Source organism: Methylobacterium sp. WL69 (assembly GCF_008039485.1).
Taxonomy (GTDB): Bacteria; Pseudomonadota; Alphaproteobacteria; order Rhizobiales; family Beijerinckiaceae; genus Methylobacterium.
Window position 1 is genome coordinate 1 of record NZ_VRUZ01000176.1, and the last position, 2,358, is coordinate 2,358.

Consider the following 2,358-nt stretch of genomic DNA (forward strand, 5'->3'; position numbering starts at 1 on the left):
TCGCGCGGGGCCGCACCCGCCCCGAGCGGCGCGACGAGCCCCGTGCGGCCCCGCGCGACGAGCCGCGCCCGCAGCGCCGCGAACGGGCCCCGGACCCGGATTCGCCCTTCGCCAAGCTCGCCGCCCTCAAGGCGCAGCTCGAGGCGGGCGACGGCAACAAGCGCTGATGCGCATATGATGCCAAGCACCGCAGCGCCCCTGATGCCAAGCGCCGCGGCGCCCGTCATGCCGAGCACCGCGGCGCCAGGGCCATGAAGCCGGGGCGTCAGCGTCTCGACAAATGGCTGTGGTTCGCGCGCTTCGCGCGGACCCGGACCCTCGCGGCGCGCCTCGTCGAAGGGGGGTACGTCCGGGTGAACGGACGCCGGGCCGAGGCGGCGGCGACGGCCATCGCGGTCGGCGACGTCGTCACCGTGGCGGCGGCCCACACCACCGCCCTCGTCCGGGTCCTCGACCTCGGCGAACGGCGCGGCGGAGCCCCGGACGCGCAGACGCTCTATGCCGCCCTCGACGCCCCACCGGGCTGAACACCCCCGTGTCCCGCGGACGACACCGGTGCCGCCGACTGCGCGGGCCCCGGCCACCACGCTTGTCAGCCCATCGGACAGGGTCTAGAGCCTGCCCCATCAGGCGGAGCGGACACCGCACCAGCCAAAGCGTCAACGGATTTGCAAGGCCATCGGGCCGGCGGGGTTTCCCCGCATTGCCCGGGCCGGCGCGGATCGAGGACTTGAAGGCCCCATGACCTACGTCGTCACCGACAACTGCATCAAGTGCAAGTACATGGACTGCGTCGAGGTGTGTCCGGTGGACTGCTTCTACGAGGGCGACAACATGCTCGTCATCCATCCCGACGAGTGTATCGATTGCGGTGTCTGCGAGCCGGAATGCCCGGCCGAGGCGATCAAGCCCGACACCGAGCCGAACCTCGAGACCTGGCTGAAGCTCAACGCCGACTACGCGAAGACCTGGCCCAATATCACCCAGAAGAAGGACGCCCCCGGCGACGCCAAGGAGTGGGACGGGGTGTCCGGCAAGCTCGAGGCCCACTTCTCGGCCAATCCCGGCACCGGCGACTAGGCTTGGCCCACGCGGCTCCCGGTCACGGCTAGTCCGCGCCACGGGCGCGATGGGGCAAAGGGCGTTCCGGGATAGACACCCGGCCCGTGCCGACGCCCCCGGCAACTCCCGCCTTCCCTCCGTTTCGGGACGGGACCGGGAAGAACTCGGGGCGTCGACGCGGAAGAAGACCGGGCACGGCGCGCACGATCAACAGGGATTCATCCCGCATGCAGGGCGAGCCTGCGCCGGCAATCCTTTGATTCGGCGGCATGATTGTGCTATGCATGACGCCTGCCGTCGTTCGTGCCCGACGTGCTGCCTCCGGCCCTCGACAGATGGCTCTCTCGCTAGCTTGAGAAAACGAGGTCGCATGCGATCGACCGTCTGGGGTGTCCGACACCCTCGGCGGGCGGTCCTTCGTTGCGCTGTGTCGGCTGGCCCGGGAAACCGTGGGTTCGGCATCGTTCGGATGTCCGAGCCAACGGCCAAGGGGCCGAGACCGGGTGACCCATCCCGGGATTACCGTTCGGCGCGGCGATCAAATCCGCGCGATGTTCTGGAGGCGCTTCTCGCATGACCACAGCCAAGAAGACGACGGCATCGGGCCGCCAAGGCTTCAAGACCGGCGAAGCGGTCGTGTATCCGGCGCATGGGGTCGGTCGCATCACCGCCATCGAGGAGCAGGAGATCGCCGGCTACAAGCTCGAGCTGTTCGTCGTCTCGTTCGAGAAGGACAAGATGGTCCTGCGCGTGCCCACCGCGAAGGCCAACAGCGTCGGCATGCGCAAGCTCGCCGAACCCGAACTGGTCAAGAAGGCCCTCGACGTGCTCACCGGCCGCGCCCGGATCAAGCGTACCATGTGGTCGCGCCGGGCCCAGGAATACGAGGCCAAGATCAATTCGGGCGACCTGCTCTCGGTCACCGAGGTGGTGCGCGACCTGTTCCGCTCCGAGGCCCAGCCGGAGCAGTCCTACAGCGAGCGCCAGCTCTACGAGGCCGCCCTCGACCGGATCGTGCGCGAGATCTCCGCGGTCAACCGCATCACCGAGACCGAGGCCCTGAAGCTCATCGAGCAGAGCCTCGCCAAGTCGCCGCGCCGCGCCAAGGGCGAAGCGGAGGCCGAGGGCGAGGCCGAGGGCGAAGAGACCATCCAGGAAGAGGCGGCCTGAGCCGCATCGTCCTCAAAACGCTCCCTTCTTCGAGCCCGGCGCAGCAGCGCCGGGCTTTTTCGTTTCCGTCACCGGCCCGTCGCCGAGGGTGGACAAGAGGGTGGGCAAGAGAGTGGACAAGAGGGC

Annotated in this window: 3 protein-coding genes; all 3 read left to right on the plus strand. The window is 69.1% G+C overall.

The window, feature by feature from the left end; all coding sequences use genetic code 11:
• Nucleotides 1-251: 251 nt before the first annotated feature.
• The 3 genes from FV218_RS22170 to FV218_RS22180 all read left to right on the plus strand — a co-directional run bounded on the left by FV218_RS22170 (nt 252) and on the right by FV218_RS22180 (nt 2,232).
• On the plus strand, nt 252-527 hold the full coding sequence (locus FV218_RS22170) for an RNA-binding S4 domain-containing protein (protein WP_147711574.1): 276 nt from the start codon (nt 252-254) through the stop codon (nt 525-527).
• Between the two features lie 214 nt (nt 528-741).
• A complete protein-coding gene (gene fdxA, locus FV218_RS22175) occupies nt 742-1,080 on the plus strand; it encodes a ferredoxin FdxA (protein ID WP_056087222.1) in 339 nt (112 codons plus the stop codon).
• A 555-nt stretch (nt 1,081-1,635) separates the two neighbouring features.
• Entirely contained in the window at nt 1,636-2,232 is a 597-nt protein-coding gene (locus FV218_RS22180) for a CarD family transcriptional regulator (RefSeq protein WP_056087226.1), read from the plus strand.
• Nucleotides 2,233-2,358 lie beyond the last annotated feature (126 nt).

Bases quoted from the DNA above. Each gene is read 5' to 3' on its own strand.
- fdxA (WP_056087222.1), top strand. From the start codon at position 742: ATGACCTACGTCGTCACCGACAACTGCATCAAGTGCAAGTACATGGAC.
- FV218_RS22180 (WP_056087226.1), top strand. From the start codon at position 1,636: ATGACCACAGCCAAGAAGACGACGGCATCGGGCCGCCAAGGCTTCAAG.
- FV218_RS22170 (WP_147711574.1), top strand. From the start codon at position 252: ATGAAGCCGGGGCGTCAGCGTCTCGACAAATGGCTGTGGTTCGCGCGC.